The sequence below is a fragment of the Salinivibrio sharmensis genome (assembly GCF_001995985.1).
Taxonomy (GTDB): Bacteria; Pseudomonadota; Gammaproteobacteria; order Enterobacterales; family Vibrionaceae; genus Salinivibrio; species Salinivibrio sharmensis.
Window position 1 is genome coordinate 77,604 of sequence record NZ_MUFC01000009.1, and the last position, 11,785, is coordinate 89,388.

General features: G+C 48.8%; 14 protein-coding genes. 8 read left to right on the forward strand and 6 right to left on the reverse strand.

Features of this window, described 5'->3' with window-relative positions; translation table 11 throughout:
* The first annotated feature begins 134 nt into the window (after window positions 1-134).
* Both BZG74_RS10110 and yciH read left to right on the forward strand, forming a co-directional pair.
* On the forward strand, window positions 135-503 hold the full coding sequence (locus BZG74_RS10110) for a DUF3319 domain-containing protein (protein ID WP_077772477.1): 369 nt from the start codon (window positions 135-137) through the stop codon (window positions 501-503).
* A gap of 89 nt (window positions 504-592) precedes the next feature.
* The gene (gene yciH / locus BZG74_RS10115; RefSeq protein WP_077772478.1) at window positions 593-916 is read left to right on the forward strand and encodes a stress response translation initiation inhibitor YciH; all 324 of its coding nucleotides are present in this window, start codon (window positions 593-595) and stop codon (window positions 914-916) included.
* A 64-nt stretch (window positions 917-980) separates the two neighbouring features.
* On the opposite strand, the gene BZG74_RS10120 is transcribed toward yciH, so the two are convergent.
* Window positions 981-1,871 carry a TPR end-of-group domain-containing protein gene (locus BZG74_RS10120; protein WP_235605744.1) on the reverse strand — a complete coding sequence of 297 codons (891 nt, stop codon included), beginning with the start codon at window positions 1,869-1,871 and terminating at the stop codon, window positions 981-983.
* A gap of 232 nt (window positions 1,872-2,103) precedes the next feature.
* Here BZG74_RS10120 and BZG74_RS10125 point away from each other — a divergent pair, with 232 nt between their 5' ends.
* From BZG74_RS10125 to BZG74_RS10135, 3 genes are all read left to right on the forward strand, one after another.
* A complete protein-coding gene (locus BZG74_RS10125) occupies window positions 2,104-2,466 on the forward strand; it encodes a hypothetical protein (protein WP_046075841.1) in 363 nt (120 codons plus the stop codon).
* The gene (locus BZG74_RS10130; RefSeq protein WP_077772479.1) at window positions 2,459-2,998 is read left to right on the forward strand and encodes an RES family NAD+ phosphorylase; all 540 of its coding nucleotides are present in this window, start codon (window positions 2,459-2,461) and stop codon (window positions 2,996-2,998) included. The genes BZG74_RS10125 and BZG74_RS10130 overlap by 8 nt, the downstream gene beginning before the upstream one ends.
* Window positions 2,999-3,553: 555 nt before the next feature.
* Window positions 3,554-4,588, forward strand: a complete 1,035-nt coding sequence (locus BZG74_RS10135) for a Gfo/Idh/MocA family oxidoreductase (protein ID WP_077772480.1) — start codon at window positions 3,554-3,556, stop codon at window positions 4,586-4,588.
* A gap of 138 nt (window positions 4,589-4,726) precedes the next feature.
* Here the strand turns inward: BZG74_RS10135 and chrA are convergent, their stop codons facing one another.
* The gene (gene chrA / locus BZG74_RS10140) at window positions 4,727-5,872 is read right to left on the reverse strand and encodes a chromate efflux transporter (protein ID WP_077772481.1); all 1,146 of its coding nucleotides are present in this window, start codon (window positions 5,870-5,872) and stop codon (window positions 4,727-4,729) included.
* A 467-nt stretch (window positions 5,873-6,339) separates the two neighbouring features.
* Here chrA and BZG74_RS10145 point away from each other — a divergent pair, with 467 nt between their 5' ends.
* Window positions 6,340-7,260, forward strand: coding sequence for a LysR family transcriptional regulator (locus tag BZG74_RS10145; RefSeq protein ID WP_077772482.1), 921 nt, complete (start codon window positions 6,340-6,342; stop codon window positions 7,258-7,260).
* Window positions 7,261-7,265: 5 nt separating this feature from the next.
* On the opposite strand, the gene BZG74_RS10150 is transcribed toward BZG74_RS10145, so the two are convergent.
* Window positions 7,266-8,429, reverse strand: coding sequence for a lysophospholipid acyltransferase family protein (locus BZG74_RS10150; protein WP_077772483.1), 1,164 nt, complete (start codon window positions 8,427-8,429; stop codon window positions 7,266-7,268).
* A gap of 194 nt (window positions 8,430-8,623) precedes the next feature.
* Here BZG74_RS10150 and BZG74_RS10155 point away from each other — a divergent pair, with 194 nt between their 5' ends.
* A complete protein-coding gene (locus tag BZG74_RS10155) occupies window positions 8,624-9,295 on the forward strand; it encodes a cupin domain-containing protein (RefSeq protein ID WP_131825632.1) in 672 nt (223 codons plus the stop codon).
* Between the two features lie 51 nt (window positions 9,296-9,346).
* On the opposite strand, the gene BZG74_RS10160 is transcribed toward BZG74_RS10155, so the two are convergent.
* Window positions 9,347-9,865, reverse strand: a complete 519-nt coding sequence (locus BZG74_RS10160) for a nicotinate-nicotinamide nucleotide adenylyltransferase (RefSeq protein ID WP_077772485.1) — start codon at window positions 9,863-9,865, stop codon at window positions 9,347-9,349.
* A gap of 197 nt (window positions 9,866-10,062) precedes the next feature.
* Between BZG74_RS10160 and nadE the strand changes: the two genes are divergently transcribed.
* Entirely contained in the window at window positions 10,063-10,902 is an 840-nt protein-coding gene (gene nadE, locus BZG74_RS10165) for an ammonia-dependent NAD(+) synthetase (RefSeq protein ID WP_077772486.1), read from the forward strand.
* Between the two features lie 43 nt (window positions 10,903-10,945).
* Here nadE and BZG74_RS10170 read toward each other — a convergent pair whose 3' ends face one another.
* Both BZG74_RS10170 and BZG74_RS10175 read right to left on the reverse strand, forming a co-directional pair.
* The gene (locus tag BZG74_RS10170) at window positions 10,946-11,500 is read right to left on the reverse strand and encodes an HD domain-containing protein (protein ID WP_077772487.1); all 555 of its coding nucleotides are present in this window, start codon (window positions 11,498-11,500) and stop codon (window positions 10,946-10,948) included.
* 85 nt (window positions 11,501-11,585) lie between these two features.
* A complete protein-coding gene (locus BZG74_RS10175) occupies window positions 11,586-11,744 on the reverse strand; it encodes a YoaH family protein (protein WP_077772488.1) in 159 nt (52 codons plus the stop codon).
* Window positions 11,745-11,785 lie beyond the last annotated feature (41 nt).

Below are 11,785 nucleotides of genomic sequence, written 5' to 3' on the forward strand. Positions count from 1 at the left end.
TATCACTTGGTCTATCAGCGGATTAGGCTGATGAAATTGCTCGAACAACGCGTGATAATAGTCTAAAAATGAAGAATGTTCGTAATCCATTGCATATATAGCTAGCGGATTATTGTTCGGGAAAGGAGAAAGGTATGACTCGACGCCTTTTTCATCGCGGATATGCGATTGAAAAAACCGAGGGCAGTGGAGATATCACAGAAGAATACCGCGCTAGGTTGGGTGGAAAGGTGATATCAGGCAGCCTACAAGCAGTGAAGAAATCAATTGAATGGTGGGCCGATACCAGCACGTTGGTTGACCCTGCGGATCTCGAGGAGGACGATGCAGACGGTGCCGGAACGCGTCAGGTCGAGGAATATAAAGGTTTTCGCATCATGAACGACAACCCGGATAAAGATGACAAGGGTTGGTACATGATTGTACGCGGTAACTTGATGAAAGGCTCGCTGCCTGCGCTCAAACAATTTATTGATAAAAATGCAGAGCAATTACGTGCTTAACGCTCCACGATATCCTCGAGCAGCGTCACCAGCTGCGAAGTGCTGCGGCCTTTGATATAGTGAGAGAAACTTTTTAACGACCTAACTTTATGTCTGACGATAATCATCTAGTCTACTCAACCGAAACGGGCAGGATTAAAGCCGAGCCAGAAAAACCGAGTCGCCCTAAAGGCGACGGTATCGTTCGTATTCAGCGACAAACAAAAGGGCGCAAAGGCAAAGGTGTCAGCCTTGTAACGGGCCTCGACCTTGATGACAGTGCGCTGAAACTGCTCGCCGCTGAGCTTAAAAAAGTGTGTGGTTGTGGTGGCGCAGTCAAAGAGGGAGTCATTGAAATCCAAGGGGATAAGCGAGATACCCTCAAGGCGCATCTAGAAAAGAAAGGTCATACGGTGAAGCTGGCGGGTGGTTAAGCTTTCGAAGGCGTCACAACAGCAAGTAAAAAGGCAGCGTAGGCTGCCTTTTTGTGTTCAGTGCTTAGACATGACCTTCAGAGTCAATCAAGGCATCAAAGCGCTCATTACCATGCAATGATTCAAAGTCCGCTTCCTCGCGCGCCGCTTCGCGCAACGATGCACTTTCTGCAACCGCCAGCTCTAAGTCAGACACCGCTTGATCTTCAGCCCCCAATCGCGCATAGGCGCACGCACGCTGGAAGAGGGCATTGGCATTGCGTTCATCCACTTCCAGCACACGGTTACTGATACTCAGCGCCCAGTGATATTCGCCCATTTCCATTGCCGCATCCGCTTTATGGGTGAGCGCCTCGAGGTCACCAGGGCGGATTTTCAGGATTTCATTGTAAATTTCCATCCGCTGTTCAGGCGTCTGCGAGTGCTGAGCGCGTAGCCATAAGTTATGGATCTCGTTGATACGCTCAATCTCTTTGTTGTTTTCTGCAATAATGCGCGTTTTACGCTTCAAGTCGCGCTCCAAGGCTTGGAACTTGCGTTCATATTGCTCTGCAATTTCTGATAGCTGCTGATCCGCCAACTCTTTGGTATTGGTTTTTATATCGCGCAACGATTGCCAACCCACCAACGCAATCAATGAAGCCGCGCCGGCAATCAGATAAAAGAAGTAGGTGACCGTCACATTGGCATAGTTCAGTGACTTATCCGCTACATCTAACTCACGATCGGTAATTTCCGTCACCATTCGCTTTTCTAGCGCCTGGAAATCTGTTCTTAAGTTTCGGATTTCATCCAAAACATACCTTTCCATCAACGGCTTATCGTAAATGCTTTGCTCAGCATACGAGGTCGGCTCTTTTGCCGCTTTGGTATGCTTGACATCGTTTTCATCTTCAGCACTAGCACTGAAGCTTGCCAACGCCACGAGCAAACAAGCCCAAATGTGCGCTTTCATGGTTATCCTTATGTAACGAATCAGTTTAAAACTAGCGAGACTGTAGCAAACCTTCTGCAGACTAAAAAGGCTAACGAGTGGAAATCGCCGATAAGATGACGTTTCGCAATCCGTCGCCCCACACGTGCCATGATTGATACGCTACGCACAGCGGATACTCGCCTTGACAATAACGATAGTGACAATCATATTGGATGTATATAGGTCAAATACTATTGACATGGTGAGCCAAATGAACCAATCCATTTTAGATGCAGTCATGAACGCAGAAGGTATCGTCGAACCCAGCAAAATGGCGGCGTTCTTCCATACCAATTTGAAAGAAATTGCGTCTTTGTCTGGATTACCTTATTCCACGTTAAGCCGCACAGAGCGATACTCAACGATCAAGGCACAGCAACAACTGCGTAACTGCACAGAAGTGATCAACCGAATCCTTCCGTGGACGGGAAATGAATTTCATGCCTACGCATGGTATCGGAGCGAAGGGCTACCAGAGTTTGGCGGATTAACCGCAGAGCAACTGGTTAAACATGATCGAATGGACGCGCTGAGAGCCTACCTCAACCATACGAGCGAAGGCGGTTATGCGTAAAGAAAAGCTACAGGAATACCTATTTCGCTTTGAAGGTGCGGTATTTCGTGGCCATAACCCTCGCTGGTCATACGCGCCTAACAGTGGGGAGGGAGCAAGACGCAATGGTGGGCGCTTTAACCCCAAAGGTGTTGCCGCGCTGTACACCTCATTGTCTCAATCGGGCGCATGGGTAGAGGCTCAGCAGGGATTTCGTTTTAAAGCCCAGCCTTTGACAATATGTCAGTATGATGTCGACTGTGACAATGTACTCGACCTGACCGATGAGACAGTGCTGCTAAACTGTGGCATCAAGCCCTCGACGCTAAGCGGTGCTTGGTTAGATCAAGTGACCCAGAACCAAATCCCCGATAGTTGGCACTTATCGAAACAGCTTATCAGTGCAAAGGTCAACGCCATTATTGTGCCCAGTTTTGCACGTGGTGCCACCCGAGAGATGAAAAACATCGTATTTTGGCGATGGAGTGATACGCCACCCAACATGGTTAAAGTGATTGATGACTTCGAACGCCTGCCGCCATCACCTTACTAGCGGCACCCGCCGAGCTAAGTGAAGCCAGCGGGTGCCCAAGGTGGCTTGCCGTTGCCGACAAAGCAGTCCCGTCTGGCTTATCACCGCGCGCTTGAAGCACCTTAGGTCAAGCGGAGCACTTGAGCTGAGTTGACTAAAGAAAGTTGTGATTAGCTACTTTATGGTAAATAGTAAGTTATGTTGAATCGTCGCGTCAGAATACTGAAGAGGGAGAGAAAATGGAGGTGAGGAATCAAGCTGCTTGTCTTATCGATGCCAATATTCACCTATCAAACACTTTATTTAACATAACATACATAATGCGCACCAATGGTTGATTTGTTAACATACCGCCATATCGACTAGCCCATTGCGTAAATCTTCTCAACCTGACTAATCTCTTTCCCGTTCCAAATCCTTCCTTCATTTCGCACTGAGTTATTGTTGATATAACCGCATTGTATGCCTTTATGCATTAAATAGTGATGAGTTATCACACCACACCTCGCTTGGATTGATTGGCATGTCGATGTCCGATAAAGTGCTGATAATACGTCGTCAATGCGAGTGAGCTTTATGATAAAAACAGCTTTGGTGGGTTTTGGCTTTTCTGCCAACACATTTCATGTCCCTTTTCTGAGTGCAATTTCTGAGTTTGCGATTTCAGCCGTTGTGTCCAGTAAACCCGATCAAGTTGCACAGCGATTGCCTAAAGCTGCCTGCTTTGATGATCTCAGCACATTACTAACGCAACAAACCCCGGACTTAGTGGTGATCACCACCCCCAACCATCTCCACTATCAGCATGTTAAACAAGCTTTAGAAGCCGGTTGTCATGTCTTAGTGGAAAAGCCTTTTGTTACCAATAGCCGTGATGGCCTTAAGCTCGCCGCGCTAGCCAAGCAAAAAGGTTTAGTATTGTGCCCCTACCATAACCGCCGCTGGGATGGTGATTTTCTCACTCTGAAAGGCTTACACCTTGCAGGCGAGCTCGGCGACATCAAAGTCATGCACTCTAGCTTTAATCGCTACCGCCCAGAGGTTCGTCAACGCTGGCGTGAGATGCCAGGTGAAGGCGCCGGTATCTTATATGATTTGGGTTCACATTTAATTGACCAAGCACTGCACTTATTAGGGGATCCGAATGCGGTTTCAGCCAGTTGCCGCGCACTCCGCCCAGGCAGTGAAACGACCGACTACTTTCAGGTGACTCTGCATTACCCAGACAAAGAGGTGGTTCTTTCCTCAAGCCCCTATCGATCTGGCACCACAGAACGCTTTGTTGTTCATGGTGAAAAAGCGACCTTCAGTACTGTGGGGCTAGATATTCAAGAAGAGCAACTACGGGCTGGTCTGATGGTGACTGTCTCTGATTTTGGTGAACAAGCGTATCAAGGGATGCTCGAGGTTGGTGACAGCGTCACACCTGACCCACTCACGCTTGAAGATGGCCAATACCACCGCCTATTCGATGAGCTAGCAAAGGCAATTTCTGATAACCAGCCCTCGCCGGTTTGTCCCATTTCAGCCAGCAAAGTCATCTACGCCATCGAACTGGCACAAACAGCCTCTGACTCGGGCATTCGCCAACCTTGGCAGTTCCAAGACTAACTCCCTTTAAAAGATTAAACCTAGCCTAGTCACATCATCGGTGTGACTAGTATTTTTGCTCCAGAATATAAAGTTATAGTGCATTATGGTGTTAAAAAATAGCCCAGGACATGACTGGGCTATGAAGCAGAGTGCGATTTAGGCGATGGTAAACTGATAGATCATCATCAATAACAGCAACCAAAACACTGAGACGCGCCACTTGATGAGAGCAACCAAACCTAGCCCTATCGGCAACAAATCAAGCGGTTGTGTGTAAGCAGACACCCATACCGGTTGGTACAATGCGGCAGCTAGCAGCCCCACAACACAGGCGTTGATCAGGCTAATTGCACCCGCTAGACGAGGTTGCGTCTTCACTGCATCCCAAACGGGCAACACGCCAAACATCAGCAATGCGCCAGGCAAGAAAACTGCAATCGTGGCGATAATGCTGCCCCAAACGGGTGACAGCCCCTCAATACTCGCCCCCAAGTAGCTTGCCATAGTGAACATTGGCCCAGGCACGAGCTGTGCCGCGGCATACCCTTCAATCAAAGCCGAGTCAGTGACAACGTCACCAACTATTGGCTCAAGTAAAGGTAAGACTACATGGCCTCCACCAAACACAAAGCTTCCCGCTTGATAGAAAAGATTAAATACTTGCACCCAGAGTGTTTGGTTGAATAACCAAGGTACGGTCAGTAACAGCAGAAACAAACCAGTGATGGTGCCACTACGACGCCATGCAATGGTGACCGGCGCTTGGCGCTGCTGTGGTTTAGCAAAACCAATCGCCCCCACGACACCGGCAATCAGAATTGGTAACACCTGATACAACACGCCGGATGGGGTAAATAACAACCATAACGTCGTCATCACCGCTATCGAGGCGGTCGCCCATGAGTTAATAAATTTCTTACCCATCGACATCGTCGCATCAATCACGACCACCACCGCCAATAACTTCGCCGCACTGATGATGGTTGCCACCCAGTCTGCTGCCTGCGCGCCACTGTTTAATACCGCTGCCGCAGTCAATAGCGCAAACGAAGGTAAGGTAAAAGCCACAAAAGCACCCAACGCCCCGATATAACCGGCACGTTGATAGCCAATGTACATCCCCAACTGGCTACTTCCCGGCCCGGGTAAAAACTGGCTAATTGCCAGGCCTGAAGCAAATGTTTCTTCGCTTAACCATCGCTTATTTTTGACGAATACCCTTTCAAAATAACCCACATGGGCGGCAGGTCCACCAAAGGACATACACCCCAAGAGAAAAAACTGTTTGATTAGTTCTATCATTGCTTACCTCCTATTGAAGAGTGTAAGCGAACCTAACAATGAACAAAAACAAGCCTTTTTGATTATATAAATCGATAATATTAATACGCATGCAAGCTAAAAGAGCGCAGAAACTCATTTTGTAACTTAAAAACAAAAATGAAAGTAAGCACTTACCATTTGTCATATTTATCGTTTATAACAAGAAACAATTGGAATTAAATTGCTAATAAACAGTACGTTAAAAGGATAGGTGTCGGTTATTCAGAATAATGAGACTTCCCACTTCCGTACCCTAGTCAGGTAAGATTTCACCACCCTCCTCTAGCTCGTTACGTCACAGTTAGTAGCCATTTAATAAAATATTGTCCTGGGGCCATGTAAGGATGGATTGGAGGTGGCGATAAGCGTGACAACGTCACTATTATTCCTGATGGCAAGTGTTGTGTGGTAATCTCTTCTTACAACAAATATGGATGTGCTCAGAAATGCTCGAATACCTTCAACAAATCGTGGTGTTGGCCGCAGTCGCGCAGGAGCAACACTTTACTCGCGCAGCAGAAAGACTGGGGATTTCTAAATCTCAAGTGAGTAAACAAGTTCGCTATCTCGAAGATCGCTTAGGCGTGCAGTTAGTGCAGCGCAATACTCGCTCTGTTTCGCTTACCGAAGTGGGCAGCAGATACGCGGAATACGGCAGTCAATTGATCGCTACCTTAGACGAAGCGGAAGCGATGGTGGCAGGCTATCGCAATGAAGTGACAGGGAAACTCAAAATTGGCGTCGCACAGTCATTTGGCAATACATTAATGACTCGTCATTTCGCGAAATTTCGGCAAGCCTATCCCGACCTCAATCTAAACATTAACCTCTTTGATCACCGCCCTAACCTTGTCGAAGAAGGCTATGATTGCTGGGTGGCTATTCATGAGCATCCTCCGGAGGGGATGGTGGCAAGAAAACTGGCGGATTGTCAGTTCAAGCTTGTCGCGGCACCCTGCTATCTTGAAGCTCGAGGTACACCGCAACAGCTGAGCGAGTTGCGCCATCACGACTGTATAACCTACCAAAGCCGCGAGCGCCGCTACGATAAATGGCCGTTTGTGAAAAGTGGCAATGAGCAGGTGGTGCATGTAAGCGGACAGTACACAATAAATAACGCGCCCGCTGTGCTAGAGGCGGTAAAGGCGGGGTTGGGTATCGCCTATTTGGCGACGTATCTTATTAACGAGGAAATAGAGAAAGGTGAACTCGTTGAGCTACTGCCCGAATGGCAACCTTGTCTTGAGCTGCCCATATATATTGTGTACCCAAGACGCAAACACCTTGCCCCCAAAGTCAGAGAGTTTGTCGACTTTATGCTACACGAAGTGGGCGATCCCCCGATTTGGGATCGCCACCATGAGTGACGCTGTCACTTATTATTTTCAGCAGCGATAAGACTATCCTGGCTGGTATTGTCTGAGCTCGTAGCACACTGATTAAGCACGGGGTTTGCATACATTTCACGTAAATAGTCACGCGCTGCTTCGGGGGCCTGTGCAAGCTTTTGCTCATATAAGCGCTGCTCGGCTGGCGTGACACTGTCATGCTCCACCCCAGCTGCAATGTAGTTGGCCGGATAGAGGCGGTATAGCTGATGGATTTGCGCATCTATTTTCGCTGCCATCGACTCTGGCGTATCTTGTGACAACGTCACAGGCTCGCCAAAGGCCACGTGCACATGCCGTTTGTCACCGACAATCCCTTTCACGATGGTTTGAATGTCTTCAAATTCGCTTTTCTCGTAAGCACCGAGGCGGTTGACGGCGTCTAATTCAGTTGCTTTATCCAGATCGCACGGATCGTTTTGGTAGGAGATAGCCACAGGCACCACGTTCAGCGCTTCCATATAGCTGTCAAAGTCTTGCTTACGTTTTCGCCCTTCCATGAAGAACATTTTTAAGATGGCCGGATCGGTGACATCTTGGCCGGTCTTGGCTCGCCCTTCTCGCTGAGCAATCCAGATCGACTGCCCCTCATCAAGGGACAAGCGCAAATAGGCCGATAGCTGTGATAATGACTTCATCATTTCACGTGGCGCTTTGGCTGAACGTTTGACAATAAAGCTTTTGTTGAGCTTCATCAGCTCAGTCGCACAAGGCTTGCGTAACAGATTATCACCGATAGCGATTCTCACCGTATCGAGCCCCTGTTGGTGCAAGCACCAGTTTACCAGTGCAGGGTCCATCGCAATGTCTCTGTGATTGGAGACAAATAGGTAGGCTTTATTCGGATCGAGTTTTTCGACGCCAGAGACCGTAACTTTGTCGCACGTTGTTTTGATCATCTTACGCATGTAGCTGGCGACATGCAGTTGGACATCCTGCACCGTTTTAATATTGTTCCACTTTTTAGTTAGATACAATTTAAGAGCAGGCTTTAAAAGCCAACCAAGCGGACCAGACGCATGCGGATAGCGATAAGATAAGATCGCATTGATAAACTCGTCATCTTGGATGAGTCGCTGAATTGCACTGGGGACTTCGTCGTCATGATAAGGACGAATTTCTTGATAAGGATCGTTAACTGTCTGCACTTTTTTCCATTATATCTAGTAAAAACCGCGCCATTCTACGCAGTCAACAAAGGATTCAAAGTGAACCCATCGAAATTTTACACAGGTTGGAGGTCAGACCTTCAGCCTGGTTAAGAGTTCCCTTTACCGCCATTGACTTGACCTTAACAGCAAAAGTGCTCACCATTGCCGCCTTATTACGATGAGACATGGCTATGAAGACCACAAGCGAACATACTCTTTATCACTCAACACCCCTGATTTTTACGCCTCGAAAGCGCCGGTATACAGCGAACCTGCTGTACGTTGAGGACGGTCTAGTGTTAGTTCGCTTGGGAAAAGCGGACATTCCTGTGTACGCTGGTCAGGGCTTTTGGCTGCCTTTTGAGTGCCTTCATGCACTCACCATTACGCCTAGTACGCGCTTGCATCAGCTGGCCATATCACCGCGCACACAGCACCTGCTCCCTGAAAACGTCGGCCATGTTGCTTTGCCGCCATTGGTCACTGCCAGCTTTATCGAATTGGGGGCTCCGTTCGCATCGACGTTGACCACAAAACAGACCCATCAGATTCAAGCCGTGATGCTTGATCAAATCACCCATCTCGCGCCGACTCAACAACTCGATGCGCGCACGCAAGCGCTGGCAGACTGTGTGGCGTGCGCCCAAACAGGTCAGCCAGCGGTGAGCGCAGCGCAACACTACCAATTACAAGCACTCACCCAACTGACTATGGCGCAGTTACAAGAGTATTTTACCGTTCGGCAACTGAGGGCCGCGATAAAGTCCGGGAAAAGCCGAGAAAACGCAGCGGTGGCTGTTGGGCTCACGCCTGGCGACGCCGAATCGCTTTACGCCCGCTACGCCAGTACATTTGCCAGCTAACTCTCAATACTCATGGTGAGACCATGAGCACTCGCGGCAAATCGATAATCACTAGCGGTCAAAAGCCGACGCTGTCAGTTGCGCTGCAATAGTGGGTGTGGTGAGCTCTTTAATAGGTAAACCCTGTTTCAGGCGCTCGCGAATGTGGGTGCTGCGCACGACTACCTTTTCTGGCACCCCTAACACCGACCACCGCGATAATATTTCCTCGCTCTGGGCAAATTGACCAAACTTAACCAGGTTGTCTGGGCCCACAACGAAGGTCAAGGCCGCCTCAGGATAGTCTCGTTGCAACGCAGTAAGCAACATAAAAGTTGTGATGGCGTCACCTTTTTTACCCAGAGACGCCTCTCTCTGACACAGCTGCAAATTGGGCAACCGTAAATCATCAATGAATGCACGAACCCACTCGCATCGCACCTCATAAGGTGCCATCATTTTTCCCCATGCATGCTTATAGCTTGGTACTAACAAGACGCGGTCAAAATGACACAGCTGCCTCAGGACAGACACATGTCCTTGCGTAGGTGGATTAAACGCACTACCAAAAACTGCGATTTGCTCGGCCATTATGCTCTCTTTGCTAGGTTTTCGTGATTAAACGTTGCGACGAAATGATGCCATGAATCAAACCAAATACCTAACTCGTCGCCATCGAAGCGATCAGTTAGCTTGGCCTATACCCAAGCCAACAGAGATCATGCACAATAACCCACAGTAAAGTCTTCACTTAAGCCGTACGCTAGAGTTATTGAGAGGAACATAGAATGGAACACCAGATCCGCGAAGAAATGCGCGTCCAACCCAATATCGATCCGGAAACGGAGATCCGCCGTCGTATCGCCTTTATCAAAACCATGTTGCAACGTTCAGGCACGCGTAGCCTAGTGCTAGGTATTAGTGGTGGTGTCGACTCTTCAACATGTGGACGTATCGCCCAACTAGCGGTTGAAGAGCTCAATCACGAAGCCAATCACGAGCATTATCAGTTTATCGCGGTTAGGCTTCCTTACGGCGAACAAAAAGATGAAGACGAAGCACAGTTGGCATTGTCTTTTATCAAGCCAAGTAAAACCGTCACCGTCAACGTCAAACCGGGTGTTGATGGTACCCATCAATCGGTATTAGACGCCGTGTCTGAGGTAGGGCTTTTACCCGATAGCGACAGCCGTATCGATTTTGCCAAAGGTAACGTCAAAGCACGCGCAAGAATGGTCGCCCAATATGAGATTGCTGGGTTAACCCAAGGGTTAGTGATCGGCACCGATCATTCCGCCGAAAACATCACGGGTTTTTATACCAAATTCGGTGATGGTGCATGTGACCTGGCCCCACTGTTTGGCTTAAGCAAGCGCCAAGTGCGCCAACTGGCGGCCACATTGGGGGCTCCTGAGGTGTTGGTGAACAAGACACCGACGGCTGATCTGGAGGATCTGTCGCCGCAAAAAGCCGATGAAGAGGCCCTACAACTGACCTATGATCAAATCGATGATTTTCTTGAAGGTAAGCCGGTTGAAGACGCGGTTAAAGAGAAGATTATTCGGGTTTATCAAGCCACACAGCACAAGCGCCAACCGATTCCGACAATTTACGACCTTGATAGCTGATAGATATGGGGCAAAGAGGGACGCCTATCGCTATGACTCTGTATCATGAGATAGATGCGTGGAGCTGATGATCGGGATGCCGGTCTGCCTGTTGGCCGGCATCAATCAAGCCATCAAGCTCACGCCATAAATGATCACACAGTCCCGGTCGATAAACGGCAATCCGAAAGCCACCATGCTCGCGCTGATATTGTTGAAAGCGTGGTGGGCTATGCTCACTGCTGGCAATCACATTAGCTAAACGGTCACAAGTTTTCACCACTAACGCTAACCACGCGGCTTCATCACTTGGATCAAGCGCGATCAACCGTTGGTTCAGCGCTCGCTTTCTCTCTTCACGGCTAGGCCGCCGCGGGTCAGTGACCAACATCACCGCTCTGGCGACGGTTGGGCCAAACAGTGCTGAGATTTCATCAACACGTGTTGCCGTGTCTTCCAAAATGTCATGCAATTGCGCCACAATACACGCCTGTTCGCCAAAGGGGGCAGCAATTCGCTCAACATGATCGAGGTGACAACGATAAGGCTGCGCGCCATAGCGCTGAAGGGCATGCCTTACTCTCGCCCACTCGCGTGCCTTTTCAAGCCGATTGCTCATCCGACACTCCTTTTACTGCTCTCCTTTAAATAAATCAGGGATCGGAGGAATTGTAAATAAAAAGGCGATTTGTTTGCAGCTTGTCTCACTGTTCAGACGAAGATGCCTGAGCCGCTTGTGTCCTGATTTCGTTGGCAACCTGCATGATGGCCTCGCCACTGCTCATCCCTTCCGCCATCAGCGCATGGATACGCTCTGCCGCTTCTTGTTGTTGTTCATGGTTTAACGTGACGCCATCAAACATAGGTGGGGCTCTCTTGGTAGTAAATCGTGATCAAAAAAGGC

Bases quoted from the DNA above. Each gene is read 5' to 3' on its own strand.
- BZG74_RS10175 (WP_077772488.1), bottom strand. From the start codon at position 11,744: ATGTTTGATGGCGTCACGTTAAACCATGAACAACAACAAGAAGCGGCA.
- BZG74_RS10120 (WP_235605744.1), bottom strand. From the start codon at position 1,871: ATGAAAGCGCACATTTGGGCTTGTTTGCTCGTGGCGTTGGCAAGCTTC.
- BZG74_RS10160 (WP_077772485.1), bottom strand. From the start codon at position 9,865: ATGGCCGAGCAAATCGCAGTTTTTGGTAGTGCGTTTAATCCACCTACG.
- BZG74_RS10145 (WP_077772482.1), top strand. From the start codon at position 6,340: ATGCTCGAATACCTTCAACAAATCGTGGTGTTGGCCGCAGTCGCGCAG.
- nadE (WP_077772486.1), top strand. From the start codon at position 10,063: ATGGAACACCAGATCCGCGAAGAAATGCGCGTCCAACCCAATATCGAT.
- BZG74_RS10130 (WP_077772479.1), top strand. From the start codon at position 2,459: ATGCGTAAAGAAAAGCTACAGGAATACCTATTTCGCTTTGAAGGTGCG.
- BZG74_RS10135 (WP_077772480.1), top strand. From the start codon at position 3,554: ATGATAAAAACAGCTTTGGTGGGTTTTGGCTTTTCTGCCAACACATTT.
- chrA (WP_077772481.1), bottom strand. From the start codon at position 5,872: ATGATAGAACTAATCAAACAGTTTTTTCTCTTGGGGTGTATGTCCTTT.
- BZG74_RS10170 (WP_077772487.1), bottom strand. From the start codon at position 11,500: ATGAGCAATCGGCTTGAAAAGGCACGCGAGTGGGCGAGAGTAAGGCAT.
- yciH (WP_077772478.1), top strand. From the start codon at position 593: ATGTCTGACGATAATCATCTAGTCTACTCAACCGAAACGGGCAGGATT.
- BZG74_RS10125 (WP_046075841.1), top strand. From the start codon at position 2,104: ATGAACCAATCCATTTTAGATGCAGTCATGAACGCAGAAGGTATCGTC.
- BZG74_RS10155 (WP_131825632.1), top strand. From the start codon at position 8,624: ATGAAGACCACAAGCGAACATACTCTTTATCACTCAACACCCCTGATT.
- BZG74_RS10110 (WP_077772477.1), top strand. From the start codon at position 135: ATGACTCGACGCCTTTTTCATCGCGGATATGCGATTGAAAAAACCGAG.